The organism is Microcella sp. (genome assembly GCF_019739195.1).
Classification (GTDB): Bacteria; Actinomycetota; Actinomycetes; order Actinomycetales; family Microbacteriaceae; genus Microcella.
Genome location: NZ_JAHHDS010000003.1, coordinates 1,002,734 through 1,021,037, shown reverse-complemented (window position 1 = coordinate 1,021,037; position 18,304 = coordinate 1,002,734). Strand labels below are relative to the sequence as shown.

17 protein-coding genes and 1 tRNA gene are annotated in these 18,304 nt (G+C 66.9%); 14 read left to right on the top strand and 4 right to left on the bottom strand.

Features of this window, described 5'->3' with window-relative positions; genetic code table 11:
* Window positions 1–129 precede the first annotated feature (129 nt).
* Genes KL788_RS06780 through KL788_RS06750 form a run of 7 tightly spaced genes read left to right on the top strand, consistent with a single transcriptional unit; the run spans window position 130 to window position 7,335 of the window.
* Entirely contained in the window at window positions 130–828 is a 699-nt protein-coding gene (locus tag KL788_RS06780; protein ID WP_293169706.1) for an HAD hydrolase-like protein, read from the top strand.
* Window positions 825–1,865, top strand: a complete 1,041-nt coding sequence (locus KL788_RS06775) for a Gfo/Idh/MocA family protein (protein ID WP_293169704.1) — start codon at window positions 825–827, stop codon at window positions 1,863–1,865. Before KL788_RS06780 ends, KL788_RS06775 begins: the two co-directional genes overlap by 4 nt.
* Window positions 1,862–3,226 (top strand): glucuronate isomerase, encoded by a 1,365-nt coding sequence (uxaC, locus tag KL788_RS06770; RefSeq protein ID WP_293169702.1) that lies wholly within the window; start codon window positions 1,862–1,864, stop codon window positions 3,224–3,226. Before KL788_RS06775 ends, uxaC begins: the two co-directional genes overlap by 4 nt.
* Window positions 3,223–4,554, top strand: a complete 1,332-nt coding sequence (locus KL788_RS06765; RefSeq protein ID WP_293169700.1) for a mannitol dehydrogenase family protein — start codon at window positions 3,223–3,225, stop codon at window positions 4,552–4,554. The genes uxaC and KL788_RS06765 overlap by 4 nt, the downstream gene beginning before the upstream one ends.
* Window positions 4,551–5,789 (top strand): D-mannonate dehydratase ManD, encoded by a 1,239-nt coding sequence (gene manD / locus KL788_RS06760; protein ID WP_293169698.1) that lies wholly within the window; start codon window positions 4,551–4,553, stop codon window positions 5,787–5,789. The genes KL788_RS06765 and manD overlap by 4 nt, the downstream gene beginning before the upstream one ends.
* Window positions 5,786–6,280, top strand: a complete 495-nt coding sequence (locus KL788_RS06755) for a gluconokinase (RefSeq protein WP_293169696.1) — start codon at window positions 5,786–5,788, stop codon at window positions 6,278–6,280. Before manD ends, KL788_RS06755 begins: the two co-directional genes overlap by 4 nt.
* Window positions 6,281–6,282: 2 nt before the next feature.
* Window positions 6,283–7,335 (top strand): lactonase family protein, encoded by a 1,053-nt coding sequence (locus KL788_RS06750; protein ID WP_293169694.1) that lies wholly within the window; start codon window positions 6,283–6,285, stop codon window positions 7,333–7,335.
* Between the two features lie 12 nt (window positions 7,336–7,347).
* Here the strand turns inward: KL788_RS06750 and KL788_RS06745 are convergent, their stop codons facing one another.
* Window positions 7,348–8,307, bottom strand: a complete 960-nt coding sequence (locus KL788_RS06745; RefSeq protein ID WP_293169692.1) for an alpha/beta hydrolase — start codon at window positions 8,305–8,307, stop codon at window positions 7,348–7,350.
* Window positions 8,308–8,357: 50 nt separating this feature from the next.
* On the opposite strand from KL788_RS06745, the gene KL788_RS06740 reads away from it, so the two are divergent.
* The 3 genes from KL788_RS06740 to KL788_RS06730 all read left to right on the top strand — a co-directional run bounded on the left by KL788_RS06740 (window position 8,358) and on the right by KL788_RS06730 (window position 9,452).
* Window positions 8,358–8,885: a hypothetical protein gene (locus KL788_RS06740; RefSeq protein ID WP_293169690.1), complete on the top strand. Its 528-nt coding sequence runs from the start codon at window positions 8,358–8,360 to the stop codon at window positions 8,883–8,885.
* 30 nt (window positions 8,886–8,915) lie between these two features.
* Window positions 8,916–8,987 (top strand) — tRNA-Arg (locus KL788_RS06735).
* A gap of 51 nt (window positions 8,988–9,038) precedes the next feature.
* A complete protein-coding gene (locus tag KL788_RS06730) occupies window positions 9,039–9,452 on the top strand; it encodes a DUF1801 domain-containing protein (protein WP_293169688.1) in 414 nt (137 codons plus the stop codon).
* A 21-nt stretch (window positions 9,453–9,473) separates the two neighbouring features.
* Here KL788_RS06730 and KL788_RS06725 read toward each other — a convergent pair whose 3' ends face one another.
* The 3 genes from KL788_RS06725 to KL788_RS06715 are packed head-to-tail and all read right to left on the bottom strand — an operon-like array spanning window position 9,474 to window position 10,753.
* Entirely contained in the window at window positions 9,474–9,839 is a 366-nt protein-coding gene (locus KL788_RS06725) for an iron chaperone (RefSeq protein WP_293169686.1), read from the bottom strand.
* 27 nt (window positions 9,840–9,866) lie between these two features.
* Window positions 9,867–10,295 carry a hypothetical protein gene (locus KL788_RS06720; protein ID WP_293169684.1) on the bottom strand — a complete coding sequence of 143 codons (429 nt, stop codon included), beginning with the start codon at window positions 10,293–10,295 and terminating at the stop codon, window positions 9,867–9,869.
* A 2-nt stretch (window positions 10,296–10,297) separates the two neighbouring features.
* Complete coding sequence (locus KL788_RS06715; protein WP_293169682.1) at window positions 10,298–10,753, bottom strand: hypothetical protein; 456 nt, start codon at window positions 10,751–10,753, stop codon at window positions 10,298–10,300.
* Window positions 10,754–10,997: 244 nt separating this feature from the next.
* Here KL788_RS06715 and KL788_RS06710 point away from each other — a divergent pair, with 244 nt between their 5' ends.
* The 4 genes from KL788_RS06710 to KL788_RS06695 are packed head-to-tail and all read left to right on the top strand — an operon-like array spanning window position 10,998 to window position 18,299.
* Window positions 10,998–13,994 (top strand): FtsX-like permease family protein, encoded by a 2,997-nt coding sequence (locus KL788_RS06710; RefSeq protein WP_293169681.1) that lies wholly within the window; start codon window positions 10,998–11,000, stop codon window positions 13,992–13,994.
* The gene (locus tag KL788_RS06705; protein WP_293169680.1) at window positions 13,991–16,702 is read left to right on the top strand and encodes an FtsX-like permease family protein; all 2,712 of its coding nucleotides are present in this window, start codon (window positions 13,991–13,993) and stop codon (window positions 16,700–16,702) included. Before KL788_RS06710 ends, KL788_RS06705 begins: the two co-directional genes overlap by 4 nt.
* The gene (locus tag KL788_RS06700; RefSeq protein WP_293169679.1) at window positions 16,699–17,574 is read left to right on the top strand and encodes an ABC transporter ATP-binding protein; all 876 of its coding nucleotides are present in this window, start codon (window positions 16,699–16,701) and stop codon (window positions 17,572–17,574) included. Before KL788_RS06705 ends, KL788_RS06700 begins: the two co-directional genes overlap by 4 nt.
* Complete coding sequence (locus tag KL788_RS06695; RefSeq protein ID WP_293169678.1) at window positions 17,571–18,299, top strand: ABC transporter ATP-binding protein; 729 nt, start codon at window positions 17,571–17,573, stop codon at window positions 18,297–18,299. Before KL788_RS06700 ends, KL788_RS06695 begins: the two co-directional genes overlap by 4 nt.
* Window positions 18,300–18,304: the final 5 nt, after the last annotated feature.

Below are 18,304 nucleotides of genomic sequence, written 5' to 3'. Positions count from 1 at the left end.
CTTTCACCGACTGTCCTCGACGTCACGGGCTACTTGCCCATGACATCTCTATAATGACAGTATGTTCGCACATAGTCCGAACGAGCGTCAAACCTGTGTCGCTCTCACGAGGAGTGGAGGAACACCCGCATGACCGCCTCCACACTGACGCGACTGTCATGTGTGCTCTTCGACCTTGACGGTACCCTCGTTGATTCAGCACCTGGCATCACCGAGTGCCTGGCAGACACGATCCGGCACTCGGGCGGTCCATCGATGACTTCCGAGACTTTGCGACGCTACGTGGGCCCGCCGATTGACGAGACCCTGCTCGCACTGACGTCACTGCCTCGGGCTGACCTGCCGATGGCAATCAGCCACTATCGCAGCGCGTATCTCGAGCGCGGCATTCACAACAGCGTCGTGTTCCCCGGAATCCACGCTCTCCTGACGATGCTGCGGGAGTGTGGAGTGACCCTTGCAGTCGCGACGTCGAAGCGCGAAGACCATGCTCTTGCGATGCTGAAGATGCACTCGCTCGACACCTACTTCGCAGTCGTGAGCGGGGCCAACATCGACGACAGTGGAGCCAGCAAGCCCGCGGTCATCGCGGCGGCACTCGCACAGCTCGCCGGTGATGCGAAAGCCCCACTGATGATCGGTGATCGTTCGTTCGACATGGCTGGCGCTCGAGCCATGAACATCCCCGCCCTCTACGCGGAATGGGGGTATGGAACACCCGAGGAATCAGAAGGCGCCGCACTCAGCGCACGGGACCCCCACCACGCGAGCGCCCTCCTCCACGACTACTGCGCCCCATCGGCCAGACAGAGAAACGGAGCATCATGACTGACTTTCCGACCACACTCCCGACTGCCCGCACCTACCCTTTACGCGGTGGCCCCGTCTTGCGCTGGGGCATTCTCGCACCGGGTGATATCGCGAAAGACTTCACCCGCGCTCTGCACTCGCACACCGACCAGCGCGTCGAGGCAGTGGCCTCGCGTTCCCTGGAGCGTGCTCAAGCATTCGCCGCTCAGCACGGAATCGCGCGTGCCTACGGCGAGCATGCGCACCTCGTCAATGATGCTGACGTTGACATCGTGTATGTGGCGTCGCCGCACAGCGAGCACAAGAGACTGGCGCTTCTGGCGATCGCTGCGGGCAAGCATGTTCTGATCGAGAAGCCGATCGGAGTAACGGCGCACGACGCTCAAGAGATCCACGAAGCAGCTCGTGCTCAGCGTGTGTTTGTCATGGAGGGGATGTGGTCGCGGTATCTGCCGCAGACCGACGTCATGCTGCAGCTCGTGGCCGACGGAGTGCTGGGGGACATTCGACTCATCAGCGCCGACTTCGCGACCATTGCCCCGACTGATCCCCACGGGCGCAACTACAACCCTGACTTGGCAGGTGGGTCGCTTCTCGACCTCGGCATCTACCCGCTGTGGTTCAGTCAACTCTTCTTGGGAGCACCCGATCGGGTGACGACGTTCGGCAGCCTCACCTCCACGGGTGTGGATGCCCAGACTGTCGTAGTGCTGCAATTCGAGAGCGGGGCGCAATCCGTGCTCACCACGAGTCTGCTGCACTTCAGCCCAGAGCGGGCCAGTGTGAGCGGCACGAAAGCACGCATCGAAGTGAATCCGTGGTTCGTCGTGCCAGCCGGCTTCGAACTCATCGCACCGGGCAAAGGCGACAAGCGCCTGTCTTTCGTGAACGACACCGGTCTCGAGTTTCGCGATGGCATGGCGTGGGAGGCCGCTGCGGTGGCGCAGCACATCGCCGATGGGCTCACGGAGTCACCGCTGCACCCTCTCGACTTCAGTGTCGAGGTCATGCAGACGATGGATGCCGTGCGCCGACAGGTGGGCACGCTCGAGTGACGATTGACGAGAGGCTGCACCCCGACCGGCTCTTCCCGGCCGAAGAGCGAACGCGCGCCGTTGCGCGAGAGTTGCACGAGTTGGTCGCGGAGAAGCCGATCGTCTCGCCGCACGGCCATGTCGACCCTCGCCTGCTGCTTGACGATCTCGCCTACACCGACCCGGCGACCCTCTTGGTGTCGTCAGATCACTACGTGACGCGACTGCTACACGCCGCGGGCGTGCCACTGACCGAGCTTCTCGGCGACGTTGACCCCCGCACGGTGTGGCGTCTCTTCTGCGAGCACTGGCATCTGTTCCACGGCACGGCATCCGGTTTCTGGTTGAGGGAGACGCTCGGTACGGTGCTCGGGCAGCGCGGTGCCCCCACTGCCGACACGTACGACGAACTCGTCGACGTGCTCGCCTCGCCCCGCCTCAGACCGCGCGCCCTTTTCGAATCGTTCGCCATTGACGTCTTGGCTACGACTGACGACCCGCTCGATGACCTTGCCGTTCACGACGCGCTTCGAGCCGACCCGACCTTCCCTGGCCGAGTCATACCTACCTTTCGCCCTGACGCGTATCTCGACCCGGCACTGTCGGGTTGGAGTGATCGTGTCGACCAGCTCGGTGCGCGCGACTACGACGGCTACCTCGCGAAACTGCGGGAGCGCAGGGAGTACTTCATCGAGCATGGTGCCGTTTCCGCCGACTTTGGCGTTGTTCAGCCAGCGGCACTCGAACTCGATCGAGGCGCAGCGACCGCCCTGTTCGAACGAGCCCGGAGCGGCCGCCTTGACGGCGGCGAGGCTGAGACTTTTCGGGCGCACATGCTCTTCGAATCTGCGCGGATGTCGGTCGACGACGGTCTAGTGATGACCGTGCACGCGGGGGTTCGCCGCAATCATCACACTGAGACGACTGCTCGATTCGGCCCGGACACGGGGCACGACATTCCCGTAGACACCTCGTTCACCGACAACGTGAGACCGCTCATGGAGCGCTTCGGCACCGCCGAAGGCTTTCACCTCGTGCTGTTCGCGGTAGATGAGTCTGTATGGTCACGCGAACTCGCACCCCTGGCTGGCTTCTATCCCTCGGTGTATATCGGAGCACCGTGGTGGTTCTTGGATGCCCCAGATTCCATCGCGCGATTCAGGGCGGCCACCACAGAGACAGCGGGGTTCTATCGAGGCTCGGGATTCATCGATGACACGAGGGCCTTCCTGTCGGTTGCCGCGCGTCACGCCATGTCTCGCCGCATCGACTCGGCGTATCTTGCTCGACTCGTGGTGGAGGGGCGCATCAGTCTCGCCGAAGCAACTCGGGTGGCGACAGATCTTGTCGGGAGCATCCCGAGACAGGCATTCAAACTATGACGGGGCTCAGTCGGGCAGTCGCGGGAAAGCCCGTCGCGCCCGTTCGGATAGTGCACCTCGGCCTCGGCGCGTTTCATCGTGCCCACCAGGCGTGGTACACCGGCGCCGTGAGCGACGACTGGGGTATCGCAGCGTTCACGGGGCGCAGCTCGGAGGCGGCCGAGGTGCTCACGCGACAAGACGGCCTCTACACGCTCGTTGAGCGCGGTCGTGATTCAGACACGTCCACCGTCGTGTCGAGCATCGCGGAAGCCGTCGACGGCGCGCGGGTAGACCGACTGGTGCAACTCATCGAGGCCGAGAGCACCGCACTGGTCACGCTCACGGTGACGGAAGCGGGTTATCGTCTACTGGCCGACGGCCAGCCCGACGAGGGCGATCCGGTGATGGCGGCCGATCTTGCCGGAGAGCCGCCTCGGTCGCCTCTCGGTCGCCTCGTGCTCGCCCTCGAAGCGCGACGGCGCCAGGGCGCGCCCATCGCCATCGTGCCGTGCGACAACCTTCCTGCCAATGGCGCGTTCGTGCGAGCAGGGATGCTCGCCCTCGCCGAGCGCAGAGACTCTGGCCTGGCAACGTGGATCGACCAGAACGTGTCGTTCGTCTCGACCAGCGTCGATCGCATCACCCCGCGCCTTGCGCCCGCTGACCGTGACATCGCCGAACGCCTGGGAGTCTGGACTGACGAGGCACCTGTCATCACCGAGCCGTTCACCGACTGGATTCTGAGTGGCACTTTTCCGGCCGGCAGACCCGACTGGGAGGCAGCGGGAGCGAGTTTTGTGAGCCACATCACGCCCTTCGAGCACCGCAAACTGTGGCTTCTGAACGGGGCGCACTCTTTGCTGGCGTATCTCGGAACGATGCGAGGCTTCGACGTGGTCTCCAATGCGATCTCAGATCCGATCTGCCGCACGAGCGTCCTGCAGTTCTGGTGGGAGGCACGGAGAACGCTCAGCGACGAGTCTCTGGGTGTAGACGAGTACTGCGCAGCGCTCCTGCGCAGATTTGAGAACGCCCGCATTCGCCACGAGCTCGCGCAGATCGCGACCGATGGTGCGACCAAGTTGAGGCTGCGGGTCGTACCGACGGCGCGTGCTGAACGGAGTGCCGGACGAGATGCTCCCGGTTCGGTGACGGTCATCGCCGCGTGGATCGCGACCATTCGCTCCGGTCGATACGGAGCCGACTCCGAGGGCGTGGCCATCACTGCGGCCGCGGGCGATGTGCGCGCCCTCGTCAGAATCCTCGATTCAGACCTTGCAGACGATTCCGCTCTCATCACGGCCGTCACCCTCGAACTCTCATCCCTACTGAAGGAGTCACCATGATCATCCAGAAGGCCGACGTCATCGTCACGAGCCCTGATCGCAACTTCGTCACCCTTCGCCTCGAGACAGACGACGGGCTCGTCGGTCTCGGCGATGCGACGGTCAATGGCCGAGAGTTGGCGGTGGTCAGCTACTTGCGCGACCACGTCGTGCAACTGCTCATCGGCAGAGACGCGAGTCGCATCGAAGACACCTGGCAGTTTCTCTACCGTTCGGCGTATTGGCGCCGAGGCCCGATCACGATGGCGTCGATTGCCGCAGTCGACATGGCGTTGTGGGACATCAAGGGCAAGGCCGCAGGAATGCCCGTCTATCAGTTGCTCGGCGGTGCCTCTCGCACAGGGCTGCTGACCTACGGGCACGCGTCGGGGCGCGACAACGATGAACTTTTCGACAGCGTGAGAGAGCATCAAGAGCTGGGCTACAAGGCGATTCGGATCCAAGCGGCGGTGCCAGGCTTGAAGTCGATCTACGGCATTGCCTCCAATGTCACCTTCACCGCCAACACGGGCGTGCGTTATGACCATGAGCCGGCTCAGCGTGGCGCGCTCCCGGCCGAAGAAGACTGGGACACTCGCTCGTATCTGCGTCACATACCCACCGTTTTCGAGGCGGTGAGAAGTGAGTTCGGCCCGCAGTTGCCGCTGCTGCACGACGGCCACCACCGCATGACGCCGATTCAAGCGGCGCGACTCGGAAAATCACTCGAGCCGTACGATCTGTTCTGGCTCGAAGACGTCACCCCGGCAGAGAACCCCGAAGCCTTGCGACTGGTGAGGCAGCACACCACTACTCCGCTCGCCATCGGGGAGATCTTCAACACCGTCTGGGACTTCCAACAAATCATTCGAGAGCAACTCATCGATTATGTGCGTGGCGCCGTGACCCACATGGGCGGCATCACCCACCTCAAGAAGACTCTCGACTATGCCGCCCAGTATCAGATCAAGTCGGGCATGCACGGGCCGACCGACATTTCACCGGTCGGAATGGCCGCGGCCATGCACCTGGGTATGGCGATTCACAACTTCGGGATTCAGGAGTACATGAAGCACGGTGCCAGGACGGACGCCACTTTTCAGCAGTCGTTCACATTCGTTGACGGGATGCTCCATCCAGGCGAAGCTGCCGGTCTAGGCGTCGAGCTCAACCTCGATGAGGCGGGCAAATACCCCTATGAGCAGGCTTACCTGCCCTACAACCGGCTTGCCGACGGCACGGTGCACGACTGGTGAGCATCGTGATCGTGATGGGGGTGGCGGGCAGCGGCAAGTCGACAGTCGCCGCGCTCCTCGCGGAGCGCCTTGCTGTTCCGTACCTTGACGCCGACTCTCTGCATTCCGTTGACAGTGTGCAGAAGATGGCGCACGGAGAACCGCTGAGCGATGACGACCGGTGGCCGTGGCTAGACCGCGTTGCCGATGCGGTGGAATCGGCTCGCGGCACGGGCGGAATCGTAGTCGCATGCTCTGCGTTACGAGTGGCGTACCGCGATGCGATTCGTCGCGGTCGTAGCGACGTGTTCTTCGCCCACCTGGCAGCGCCCGCCAGCCTCATTGCCGACAGGCTGAGTGCTCGACCTGACCATTACATGCCCGCGTCGCTGCTGGAAAGCCAACTCGCTACGCTCGAAGCGCTCACTGAGCAAGAGCGAGGCGCACAGCTCGACGCATCCCAGACCCCTGAGGAGATCGTGGACGAGATCGAGCGAGAGATTACTTTGTGAGCATGCGGCTGCTCATCGGGACGTACACGGAGGTTCACGATCACGTGGAGGGCCACGCGGAGGGAGTCCTTGTCGCCGACTACGACGAGCACGCCGCCTCGCTCGATTCGTGGCGCACCGTTGCCGCGCGCAGTCCGTCATGGCTGGCACTGTCGCCCACGACCTCGCGTGTCTATGCCGTGGTCGAAGCTGGAGGCTCAGACCGCGGTGAAGTCGCCATGTTCTCTCGCGAGGGTGACTCACTGGAGCTCGCGCAGGTCGAGCCTTCGGGCGGCACCGCGCCAGCCCATCTCGCTCTAGACCCGGCGGGGACCTTCCTGGCTGTTGCCAATTACGCGGACGGCGTCGTGTCGGTGTTCGCGGTGCAGGCCGACGGACGACTGGGCCCCGCGACCGACGTCGTGCAGCACACGGGCTCGAGCGTGCACCCGATTCGTCAGGTGAGCCCACACCCTCACCATGTCTGCTTCGATGTCGTCACAGGCGAGCTTCTGGTGACCGATCTCGGGCTCGATGCGATCGTCAGATACTCGATCGACGATGCCGGACAACTGACACGGCAGGGGCGCACTGATCTGCCACCGGGGTCGGGCCCGCGGCACACCCTTGCTCACCCCGATGGCCAGCACCTTCTCGTCATCAGTGAACTCGAGAACACCGTCACCGTGCTCACCCGTCGGGGCACAGGGTTCGAGGTGGTGTCGACCGTCTCCACGCTTCCGGAGGACGCCACCGGGCCATCGTTCGCGAGCGCTCTCGTCATCACCAGGACAGGCGACGTCGTCTACGCCGCTAATCGAGGTCACGACAGCATCGCCGTCTTCGCCTGGGATGCCGGATCAGCAACTCTCGCACTCGAGCAGTGCTGTTCAAGCCGGGGCACGACACCGCGCGACATTGCACTGTCGCCCGACGAGACGCTGCTACTGGCGGCCAACCAAGACTCAGATTCGGTCGTCACTTTTTCACGCGATGCTCAGGGGCTACTCACCTTTCGTGAGAGCGCCACGATCCCGACGCCCGTTTGCTTGGTATTCGACACCGGGCGCAGCTGAACTCGGTAGCGCTTACTCGGAGGTTTCGCCGAGCATCTGCCGCAGCGCCTCGATCTGCCGACTGACGAAGTCGCGCGAGACGGCAGCCTTCGGCTCGGAGGCGTCGAAGCCGTGGTACGCGCCGGGGATCACGTGCAGCTCGCACGGCACGCCCGCTTCGGTGAGACGCCGCGCATATTCGAGGTCTTCGTCGTGGAAGAGATCGAGCGTGCCGACACCGATCCACGCGGGAGGCAGGCCGCTCAGGTCGGCGCGGCGCGCGGGCACCGCGCGATCGAGAGAGGCAGAGTCGAGGGGCGTAGCCTCGGGGCCGTTCGTGCCCGCGCCAAGGTACATGCCCCAGCCGAGACGGTTGCTGCGTCCGTTCCAGAGTCGGAGCATGCCGGGGTGGGCGGCCGCGGATTCGTCGGTGCGGTCATCCAGCATCGGGTACGCCAGCACCTGCCCGGCCAGCGCGATCTCGCCACGGTCGAGGGCGAGCAGGGCCACGGATGCGGCGAGCCCGCCTCCGGCGCTCTCGCCGATCACGGCGATGCGGTTCGGGTCGACGTCGGGCTGCGCGGCCAACCACTGCAGTGCGGCGTAGGCATCGTCGAGCGGAGTCGGGTAGGGGTGCTCGGGCGGCATGCGGTAGTCGACGCTCGCGGCCACGGCTCCGAGCTCATCGGCGAGACGTCGGCACAGTGGGTCGCCCTGCGTGGCCGAGCCGATGATGAGGCCCCCGCCGTGCAGGTGGAGCACGGCCGGGCGGCGTTCGCCAGCATCCGTCGCATCGGCAGACGTGGGGCGCTGCACTCGCACGGTGGCGCCGTCGCTCAGGTCGATCAGCTCGCCCCCCTTGGGCGGGCGCCCGCGGCCGATGCGTGTGAAGGCTCGCAGCAACCGGCGGTTGCCCCGTGTGGCCGAGGTGCCGGGCATGAACCGTGCGCGCGTGAGGTCGGGGTGGAAGGCGGGGGAGTCGACGTTGACCATGCCCCGACTCTAGGTCGCCGCGAGGGCCTCGCGCTCGCTACGGTGACCTCATGTCGGTGAGCCGCTTCGAAGCCCCCTTGACCGGAGGGCACCCCAATTCGCTCGGCAACACGGTCAGCGTCGTCGACGAGGTGCTCGCCGATCACTCACTGCTGCCCGAGCTTGTGGCCTGCTACCGCAGCGACGACGCCGTCGTGCGGCTGCGCGTCTCGAGCGCCGTCAAGCGCGTGGCGCAGCAGCGGCCCGAGTGGGTGGCCGCGCACCTCGACGACCTGCTCGGCTGGGTCGCCGAGATCAATCAGGCTTCGACCAAGTGGACGCTCTCGACGCTCTTCGTGCTGCTCGATGCGCACATGACCCTTCGACAGCGCGAACAGGCCATCGTCCTCATGCAGGCGAACCTGCACTACGACGACTGGATCGTGCAGAACACCACCGCCGAATCACTCGCCCACTTCGCCCGCCAGCGGCCTGAGCTCGCGGCCTGGCTCGTGCCCGAGCTGCTGACCCTCACGGATAGTCGGCACAAGTCGGTGGCGGGTCGCGCCCGCAAACTACTGGCGCGACTCGGCGGCTAGGGACGGAGCGCCGAATACACTGGATGCACCGCCTCTGTAGCTCAATGGAAGAGCAGTTCCGTCCTAAGGAAAGGGTTGGGGGTTCGAGTCCCTCCAGGGGCACTTCTGCGCACGCCGTGACCGTTGACCAGATCGTGCGCCTACTCTCGAGTCATGGCTTCGACCAAGCACGTCTCTGTCACCGACTTTCTCGGTGAACTCGACGACGACCGGCGCGACCAGGTGCTCGCACTGCGCGAGATCATCACCTCGCTCGACGCGCCACTCAGTGAGCACATCAAGTGGAACGCTCCGAGCTATGTGCTCGACGGTGAAGATCGACTCACGATGAACCTTCGCAACAAAGAGGGTGCCGTGAAACTCGTGCTGCACATGGGTGCGGTTCGACCGGAAAACAAGAAGGGGCAGCCCGTTCTGGCCGACGACGGGGGCATCGTCGAGTGGGCGTCAGACATTCGCGGGCTCATCACGTTCGCCGGGGTCGACGACATTCGCGAGAACCAAGCGGTGCTACGCCGAGTTCTCGTGGGGTGGCTAGCGCTCGACCACCGGGCTCCCGCGGTCTGAGCGACCCGCAGCCGCGCGGCATCAGCCGTCGAGACTCGCGTCGATCTCGGCTCGGCGCGCGAGCACGAGGGCGTCGAAGGCCTCGCGCGGCAGTGGATGAGCATCCGTGAAGGCGACCGCGCCTTTCGAGCGCTTCAGGCCGCCGAGCAGGTGCGCCGAGTCGTCGATGACGGCGGGGCTGAAAGGGTAGACCGAGTAGCCAGCGGCCGTGACCGCGACGGCGATGAGCGGCCGACCACGGTAGCGGAGCGCGGGCATGCCGTACGAGCTGCCCTCGGTGGCAGAGGGCTCGAGCTCGAGCGCGCGAGCGTGCCAGCCGGCGAGCACGTCATGCCCAGGCGGGGCGAGCGCGGCGATCGCGTCGGTCACCGGGCGCTCAGAGGTCATGGGCCGAGTGTGGCATGAGCCGGGTCATCAGCCGAGCATCACCTTCGTGGGGTCGGCGGGGTCGACGCGCACCAGAGTCGTCTTGCCGGGCTGCCAGTTGCCGAGCGCGGCCGCGGCGATCATCTGCCGGTGCACGACCTCGTACGGCTCGCGGCCGTCGATCGTCACGGTGAGGCTGATGTCGTAGATGGGGGTGTCGCCGAACCGCTGGCCCGTGTCGACGATGGCGGTCACTGTGCCCGATCCGCGCACGGCCGCATTGTAGGCGGCCGCGTTCTGGAAGGGGTTGAACCCCGGGGCGCCGGCGGTCGCTCCCGACACCCCGGCAGCGGCATCCCGAAACTGCGCCGCCTGCTCGGCAGCGTCGGCGGCCATCGCGATGCTCTCGCTTAGTCCGGGTCTCGGATTCTTGGCGGCGGCATCCATGAGCCGCCCCATGTCGTCGAGAATGCCCACGGCTACATGAACGGCTTGTCGCCGAACGCCACGTTGTTCTTGTCGGCCGGGTCGATGCGGCCCGGCATGGTGGTGCCGTCTGCGTAGCCCGAGAGGGTGCTCGGCGGAATGATCTGCTTCAGCTGCACCGAGTAGGCCTCGCCGCCCTCAGGCGTCACCGTGAGGTTCAAGATGTAGGTGGCGTTGCCCGCGACCGACTCGCCCGTGTCGACCTTGCTGTCAATCGTGAGGGTGGCGGGCGAGCCGACGCCCAGGATGCGGTTCTGCTCGTGGCCCTGCGCTTCTAGCGCGGCGCGGTCGGCGCTGAGCCCGGCAAGATCGTTTGCCGCCGGGTCGGCGGTGCCGCCGGCGTAGCCGGAGTTCTTGAGAATCTCGTCGGCTGCCGCTTGCGCGTCTGCTGCCTGCTTCGCCCAGTCGCCGCCGGCGCCCATACCCGGCAGGTTGTCGAAAGCGCCCATGAAGTGACCTCCTCGTGACGGGAGCCGTCGACGTCGGCGGCCTGGGCGCGAGCATAGTGACGGCAAGATTCGGCGGCAAGAGCCGCGCATGCGAAGCGCGCGCGTAAAGATATGATGAATACATTCGAGAGACGCGCAGGGTCGCGACGTTCTCGGGCCCCTTCAACAGATCGGCGTGTCGGTGCAGAGGTTGAGCGGTGGCCGCCGCGGGGGCCTGCTCCTTGCTCTTCTCTTGTCGGTTGCCATGGCGACCGGGCTCGTCGTCGCCACCGGATCGCTGCTCGACCATCGCGCCGACGAAGGAGTGCAGGGCGAGTTCGCCGGCCTCTCGGGCGATGATCGGGCCCTGCGACTCTCCCTGCCGCTCGCGGCCGATGCGGTGGAGCAGGATGCTGTGGTGCGCGCCGCGATCGCCGACGACTTCGCGCGCGCCACGGCCGGCATCTCGATCGATCGCAGCGTCGAAGGTCGGATGGAGCTGACGCTCGAGGGCGACGACTCATTCAGCGGCCCGATCGAAGCCTTGAGTGTGCCTGACATCGAAGCCCGCGCTGACCTCGTTGCCGGCACCTGGTCGGGCGCATCCGGCATCACGATGCAGGCCGATGCGGCGGCGGCACTCGGCATCAAGCCCGGCGCCATCGTCGCGCTGAACGGCGAACCGTTCGAGATGACCGGCACCTGGCGCGTGCGCGATGCACTCGACCCGCGCTGGACCGACTCGGTGCTCGTGACGCACGGTGCGGCGCGCGAGCGGGCGGCCGTGGTGCTCATCGACGAAGCAGTGCTGGGCCGACTCGCGGCTGAACCGCAAGCAACATGGAGCGTGGTGCCCGACAGTCGCGCGCTCACTGTCGCCGACCTGTCGACGATGCCGCGAGCATGGTCGTTGCTCTCGGGCTCGTTGCGTGAGGGCCTGGGGGCGGTCGAGGGCCTCGAGCGTCGTGGCGGCTTCGTCGACACGGCTCGAGAGATCGAGGTGAGTGTGCTCGGGCTCGCCGCTGTCGAGCCGGTGGTACTGGTGCTCATCGCCGTGCTCGCGCTCGCGACCCTCGCCCGACTCACGCGACTGCTGGCCCTCGACCGCGAGACAGAGTGGAGGCTGCGGTGGTCGCGCGGTGCGTCGGTTGGTGCGCTCTCGGCATCGGCATCGATCGAGGCCATGGTGATCGGAGTGGTCGGCGCGGCCATCGGCGCCACGGGCGCGGTGTGGCTGCTGATCGTCGACGGCGTGCCGGTCGACATGCTGCCCTGGGCAGAAGCAGCGACAGTGGGCACCATTTCTTGCCTGACGGCCGTGGTCTTCGCCGCCGTGGCCTCATGGCAGCTCGTGCGCCGATTCGACGCCGACCGCGGGGCGTTGTCGATGCGTGGCACGCGCACAGCCGGCCTCGGCATCGTCATCTTGGTCTCGGCCGCGGCTGCCGTCTCGACCTGGCAGCTGCTGCTGTACGGCTCGCCGCTCATTCCCGACGCTGGAGGCCAGCTGTCGGTCGATCCGGTTCCCGTCGCAGCGCCGGCACTGCTGCTGATCGCGAGCGTGCTCGTTGTCTCCGTGATCGCACCGGTCGTCGGCCGAGTGCTCGACAACAGGCGGCGCGGGTCGACGGTCATCGGCGCTCTCGCCGTCACGAACATCGCCCGACGCCCCGATGTGGCGACCGCATCGGTGGTCATGTCAGCGATCGCGGTGTCGGTGATCGTGTTCGCCGCCGCGTACGCAGGCACCTGGGTGCTCGCTTTCGACCGCAGCGCCCAGTCGCGTGCGGGTTCAGATCTCTCGGCGATCGTGCCAGACGGCATCTCGACTGTGGGCATCGACGCCGTCGGCGACCTCTCCGGCGTCGATGGAATAGCTCCGCTTCACGTCGAGAGCATTCAGATCGGCGGCGAGCTGGCGACGCTCGTGGCGGTGGCTCCGGATGCTCTCGCCGCTCTCGTCGCACCCTCGACGGTGGGCGACCCGAGCGCGCTGGCCGAACAGCTCCGCGTCGAATCGCCCGAGCCGGTGCTGCCCGAGGGCAGCGAGCGGCTGGAACTCACCGTCGCCGTGTCGGGCTTCACTGTGACGCCCACGATCACGCTGCAGTTGGCAGACGCCTTCGGGGTGGTGCGCGAGGTTGCCGTGCCGATCGACCCCGACCGTGCCGATTCGGCCGGTTCGGTTGTCTACGCAGTCGATCTGCCCCCGGGGGTGGTGAGCGCGCCGGGGCCGTTGCGCGTCGTGGCGATCGACGCAGCGATCGCAGACGCTGCGTTGCCGTTCGGCGTCGTCGGCGTCTGGGAACTGCTCTCGCTCAACTCGACGGGGGCCGCAGGCTCGAGCGACATCGAGATCGAATTCTTCTGGTCGCCGTTGTCTGCGGGCCCGCGGTTCGACCAGCCTCTGTCGAGCCCCGAAGCACGAGGCTTCGTCGTCGAGTCGAGCGGGCGCACCGTGCGGCTCGCTCCGCGACTGCTGATCGGCGACCCTCCGCCCATCGTGCTCTCGCAATCGTTGGCCGAGAGTACGGCCACGACGGTCGGAGACGTCATCAGCCTGCGCAGCGTCGGCATTGCGGGGCCCTTCACTGCCCGAGTCATTGCGGTGATCGACGCGGTGCCGAGTGCTCCCGAGCCCTTGGCGCTGCTGATCGACCTCGCGCTCGTGCGTAGCCTTCAATACACCGCCACCGAACCGGTGCCACCCGTGCGCCAACTCTGGATCTCGACCGACAACCCTTCGGCCACCGCCGAGGCGGCTCGGGCGCTGTTGCCCGCCGGCAGTCGCTTCAATGACGCGACCGAGCAGCCGCTGCGCTCTGCGCTCGGGGCTGCCGTGGTCGCGCTCTGGTTGACGGCGGCAGGCAGCGCCGTGCTCGCTCTTGTCGTCATCGGGGCGTCGGTGCGGGCGCAGCACCGCAGTCGACGGCCCGAGGTCGCCGTGCTGCGGGCTCTGGGGCTCAGAGCGTGGCGGCAAGGGGCGCTCCGCTTGAGCGAAAATGTTCTCGCCACCACCATCGGTGTGCTGGGAGGGGTGGTTGCCGGGGCGGCCACCGTCTCGCTTGCTGTCGTGCCATTCGCCCGGTCTGCGCTGCCTGCTGATGTACCGCTTGCGGCGACGCCGCTCGCGGTCGATGGCTCGACCGGAGCCATCGGCATCGCGGGCCTGGTGCTCGGGCTTGCCGTTGTTGCTCTCGGTGCAGCCCTGCGGGTCTCGCGCGACGCTCGGTCGGCCAACGCTGCGGAGTTCGACCGATGACGCGGTCGCACGTCGGTGCCGTGGGGTTGCTGCAACGTCATCTCGTGGGCGGTGGAGCCGTATCGGTGTTGTTGCCCGTGCTCGTTCTGATCTCGGTGCTCAGCATCGCGCTCGCACCTCGCGCGCTCTCGCAGGTGTCAACGGCCGAGCTTCAGCACCAGCTCACCCGTGCGTCGCCACTGATTCTCGACTTCGTCGGCACAGGTCGGCTCGGGGTCCCCTTTCAGGAATCCCGGCTCGGTGTCGACTACCTCACGGGCTCGACCCAGTCGTCGATGCAGGCGTTGCGCGACACCCTGCCGCAGCCCTTGCTCGACGCAACGGCGCCGACGAACTGGATCGTGCAGACGCCCGTCGACCCAGCGAGCCTCAGCGCACCGGTCGACGCGAGGCCGCGCGCCGACGAGGTCACATTGTCGCTCACCATCGATCTGCAGTGGCAGCAGAGAGTCACCGTCATCGCTGGCGCGCTGCCGACCGGCTGGAACGGGCCGGATGCCCTCGACCCCGACACGTCGGTTCGCACCACCGCGCCCATAGAAGTGGCGATCTCGAAGGCATCCGCTGCCGCCATTGGTGTCGGCGTCGGTGACGTCGTCGGCTTCACGCCGGCGCCGCTCACGATCGCGGCCATCTACGTGCCACGCGATCTGGCAGACGACTACTGGGTCCACACGGCTGAGCTTGCCGTGCCCCAAGTGCTGCGCGGAGAGCAAGCCGAGACCATTGTGCGCACCTCGGTCTACCTCGCACCGGAGTCGTTCCCGGCGCTCGCCCAAGAGTTCTCGGTCGGCAGCCTTCGCGCGTGGATTCCGGTGAACCCTCTCGCCATCACGCATCCGGATGCGGATGCCATCGTCGAGCAATCGCGCCAGGTGCTCATCCGCGACGCGGCGCTGAACTATGGGGGAGTCCTCGACTTCCGAAGCAGCCTGCCCGATCTCGTGGAGTCGTCGAGCATGCGCATCGCCGCCATGTCGGCGCTCATCGCGCTCAGCGTGTCAGGGCTTGCAGGCGTGCTCATCGCGGTCTTCGCGCTCGGGGTGCGCGCTGTGCTGGGCCGCCGGGATGCCGCGCTTCGACTCGCTGCCGCTCGCGGAGCCGGCGAACTGCAGCTGCGCGGTGCGATGGTGCTCGAGTCTCTGCTGCTCTCCGTACCGGCGGCGCTGCTGGGGGTCGCGATCGCCGTCGTCGTGATTCCTGACGACAGGGGACTTGTGCCCGCGCTGCTCCCCGCGACGGTCGCCCTCGTGCCCGCTGTGCTCGTCGGTGCGCTCACGAACGCGCGCCCCCTCGCGCGGCGTCGGCGCGAAGTGATGACGGCTCGGGCGTCGCGAGCGCGGGTGATCGCTGAACTCGGCGTCGTCGGGTTGGCGGCGCTCGCCCTCCTGCTGTTGTCGCGACGCGGTCTGGCCGGGCCCAGCACCGTCGTGGGCATCGACCCGCTGCTGAGCGCCACGCCGCTGTTGCTCGCGGTCGTCGCGTGCCTGGCGGCGCTGCGTCTCTACCCCCTCGTGCTGAGTGCGATGCAGCGGTCGGTGCGTCGTCGGGGCGGTGCGACGGCGGTATTCGGCGCCTCACGCGCGCAGCGGGATCCCGCACTGGGCTTCGCGCCCGCCCTGGCGCTCATCGTCGGGGTGTCGATCGTGGTGTTCTCGACGGTCATGATCAGCACGGTGCAGAGCGCCCTGGTTCAGCGTGCGGCCGAAGAGGTCGGTGCCGACGTGCGCGTACAGGCTGCGTCGATTGATGACGACACGCTCGACGCGCTACTCGAGCTCGAGGGCGTCACGGCTGCCGTCAGCGTCGCGACGACCATCGAGGTGCCCTTCGTGGTCGGCGACAACGACAGGGTTGTGCGCGTCGTCGTCGCCGACACTGCTGCGCTGGCGGCCGTGCGCGACGACCTGCCTGAGCTGCCCGCGGCCGATCAGCGCATCCCTGTGGTGCTCTCGGCCGATCGCTCTCTCGTCGAAAGCGGCACCTCGGCGATTCTCGGCGATGCCTCGGTCGTCATCGTCGAAATCGTCGATGGCGTTGACCTGCCCGGCATCGGGCGCGACTGGATTCTCGTCGACATCGAGTCGGCCGATGAGCTCGGAGTCGACTTCCCTGCGGCCAGCCTCGCCCTGCTGACCGTCGACGATGCTGAACGCTCAGCAGATGTGGCCGCTCTGGCTCTCGACATCGTCGACCGTGCTCAGCCCGAGAGCGGAGTCGCGACCGCTCGTGCCGGTGATATCACGACCGCCGCAGCAGAGGCGCGCACGCCCACCGTCGAAGGCCTTGAGATCGCCCTCGTGATCGCTGCCGTCGCCTCGCTGGGCCTCATGCTCGTGGCGATCGTGCTCGCCACCGCATCCGTCGCCGCCTCGCGCAATCGACTGCTCGGCGTGCTGCGCGTCATCGGCATGTCGTCGTCGCAGTTGAGGCGGGTGCAGGCGTGGGAGCTCGGGCCCTTGGCAGGCGTGGCCCTCGCGGTCGGCACCGTGCTCGGACTCACCCTGCCTGCACTCATCACGTCGGTGCTCGACCTGCGAGCCTTCGTGGGGGGCACCGCGGTGGTGTCGGCCGTCATCGAGCCGTCTGCCGTTCTGCTCGTGCTCGCCGTTTTCGTCGCGATCGTCGTGGTCGCCTCGTTCATCGCACTCGCCCTGGGTCGCCGTCTCGCGCCCGCTGGAATACTCACGATGGGAGTCTCATCATGATGCACATCGACTGCGCCGATCTCGTGCGCATCTTCTCGGCCGAGGGCGTCGAGGTGCAGGCCTTGCAAGGGCTCACACTCGGGGTCGACCGGGGCGAGCTGACTGCGATCGTCGGAGCCTCGGGGTCGGGTAAGTCGACCCTGCTCTCGATCTTGTCGGGGCTCGACCGCCCGACGGCAGGCAGGGCGAACGTCGCCGGGCACGATCTGCTGACCATGACAGCGCGCGAGCGAACGCTGTTTCGTCGGCACACGATCGGGTTCGTGTGGCAGCAGACCGCGCGCAACCTGCATCCGTACCTGACGGCGGGCGAGAACATCGCGCAGTCGCTCGCGATCGGCGGACGGCGCCGGTCGCGACGATCCGCGCGCATCGGCGAGCTGCTGGAGGTGCTCGACATCGGCGAGCTGCGCGACCGTCGGCCCGGCGCCATGTCGGGCGGTCAGCAGCAGCGCGTCGCGATCGCCGTCGCCCTCGCGAACGAGCCCGACGTGCTGTTCGCCGACGAGCCCACGGGCTCGCTCGACGATGCGAACTCTCAGCGGGTGTTCGACGCGCTGCGCGACGTCAACGAGCGCCTCGGCGTCACGGTGCTGATCGTGACGCACGACTCTGAGGTCTCGTCGCACGTGCGCCGCACCGTGCAGATTCGCGACGGCCGCACCTCGACCGAGGTGCTGCGCAGCACGCGCATCGACGAGCACGGGGCCGAGCAGCTGCACGCGCGCGAGTACGCCGTGCTCGACCGCGTCGGCCGGATGCAGTTGCCGCAGGACTACATCGCGCGACTGGCGATGCGCGATCGCGTGCGGCTCGAGCTCGAAGAAGACCACGTTCAAGTGCACCGCGCTGAGTCGGAGGACGAGCGATGACCGGGCGCCACGCGATTGTGCGCGAGGCCGTCGTGCAGTGCGCGAACCTCGGTCGTCACTACGGCTCGGGCGTGAGCCGCGTCGATGCTCTCGTCGATGCCAACCTCGAAATCTCGGCGGGAGAGCTCGTCGTGCTGCGTGGACCATCAGGCTCGGGCAAGACGACGCTGCTCAATCTGCTCGGTGGTCTCGATGCGCCGTCTGCCGGTCAGGCGTGGATCGGAGACCGCGAGATCACCGCGGCCGCCGAAGCAGAACTCGTCGACGTGCGTCGGCACGAGATCGGCTACATCTTCCAAACCTTCGCCCTGCTTCCCGTGCTGTCGGCGGCCGAGAACATCGATCTGCCCTTGCGCATCGCCGGCGTGCCGCCGCGCGAGCGCGACGAGCGGGTGCGCGAGCTGCTCTCACACGTCGGCCTCGCCGATCACCCCAACCAGCGCCCCGACGAGCTCTCGGGCGGGCAGCAGCAGCGTCTCGGCATCGCCCGGGCGCTCGCCAACCGGCCCCGGCTGCTCATCGCGGACGAGCCGACCGGTCAGCTCGACAGTGTCAACGCCGAGGCGATGATGTCTCTCATCGCCTCACTCGTGCACGACCAGGGCGTCGCGGCGATCGTGTCGACTCACGACCCGCGCATGGCTGCGCACGCCGATCGCGTGATCGAGATTCGCGACGGCCGACTCACACCGGCGAATGCGACCCATCGCGACGACGACGACTGACCTCG

Bases quoted from the DNA above. Each gene is read 5' to 3' on its own strand.
- KL788_RS06775 (WP_293169704.1), top strand. From the start codon at position 825: ATGACTGACTTTCCGACCACACTCCCGACTGCCCGCACCTACCCTTTA.
- manD (WP_293169698.1), top strand. From the start codon at position 4,551: ATGATCATCCAGAAGGCCGACGTCATCGTCACGAGCCCTGATCGCAAC.
- KL788_RS06750 (WP_293169694.1), top strand. From the start codon at position 6,283: ATGCGGCTGCTCATCGGGACGTACACGGAGGTTCACGATCACGTGGAG.
- KL788_RS06705 (WP_293169680.1), top strand. From the start codon at position 13,991: ATGACGCGGTCGCACGTCGGTGCCGTGGGGTTGCTGCAACGTCATCTC.
- KL788_RS06695 (WP_293169678.1), top strand. From the start codon at position 17,571: ATGACCGGGCGCCACGCGATTGTGCGCGAGGCCGTCGTGCAGTGCGCG.
- KL788_RS06780 (WP_293169706.1), top strand. From the start codon at position 130: ATGACCGCCTCCACACTGACGCGACTGTCATGTGTGCTCTTCGACCTT.
- KL788_RS06710 (WP_293169681.1), top strand. From the start codon at position 10,998: ATGGCGACCGGGCTCGTCGTCGCCACCGGATCGCTGCTCGACCATCGC.
- KL788_RS06715 (WP_293169682.1), bottom strand. From the start codon at position 10,753: ATGGGCGCTTTCGACAACCTGCCGGGTATGGGCGCCGGCGGCGACTGG.
- KL788_RS06730 (WP_293169688.1), top strand. From the start codon at position 9,039: ATGGCTTCGACCAAGCACGTCTCTGTCACCGACTTTCTCGGTGAACTC.
- KL788_RS06725 (WP_293169686.1), bottom strand. From the start codon at position 9,839: ATGACCTCTGAGCGCCCGGTGACCGACGCGATCGCCGCGCTCGCCCCG.
- KL788_RS06740 (WP_293169690.1), top strand. From the start codon at position 8,358: ATGTCGGTGAGCCGCTTCGAAGCCCCCTTGACCGGAGGGCACCCCAAT.
- KL788_RS06745 (WP_293169692.1), bottom strand. From the start codon at position 8,307: ATGGTCAACGTCGACTCCCCCGCCTTCCACCCCGACCTCACGCGCGCA.
- KL788_RS06700 (WP_293169679.1), top strand. From the start codon at position 16,699: ATGATGCACATCGACTGCGCCGATCTCGTGCGCATCTTCTCGGCCGAG.
- KL788_RS06765 (WP_293169700.1), top strand. From the start codon at position 3,223: ATGACGGGGCTCAGTCGGGCAGTCGCGGGAAAGCCCGTCGCGCCCGTT.